The sequence below is a fragment of the Pauljensenia sp. UMB3104 genome (assembly GCF_030217285.1).
In the GTDB taxonomy this organism is placed as follows: domain Bacteria; phylum Actinomycetota; class Actinomycetes; order Actinomycetales; family Actinomycetaceae; genus Pauljensenia.
In genome coordinates this window covers 1-294 of the sequence record NZ_JASONN010000213.1, presented here as the reverse complement: position 1 = coordinate 294, position 294 = coordinate 1, and the positions used below count along the sequence as shown (strand labels likewise).

Here is a 294-nt window from a genome sequence, read left to right as displayed (position 1 = left end):
ACCTCGCCCGGGGGATCAGCACGTTCACGGACAAGACCGGGCGAAACTGGCGAATCGACTCCTACGTGGAAATGGCAGTCCGAACAGGTGCGATGCACGCCTTCCGGGGCTCATACGCCGACGAACTCAGCGCCCTCGGCCTTGACCTCGTCATGGTCACCGGCAACGAATACACCTGCCACTTGTGTGCGCCCTATCAGGGGAAGATTCTTAGCCTGTCAGGCACGAACACTGGCACCGTTAAAGTTGAGCACGCAACCCGCGACGGGGTGATGGTGCCCGTCACCGTTACTG

The 294-nt window shown here is 60.9% G+C and carries 1 protein-coding gene; it reads left to right on the top strand.

What is annotated here, in order from left to right; translation table 11 throughout:
• Positions 1 to 65: 65 nt before the first annotated feature.
• Positions 66 to 294 (top strand): phage minor capsid protein (locus QP415_RS11425; RefSeq protein ID WP_285100153.1); only part of this gene is annotated, 229 nt, incomplete at its 3' end.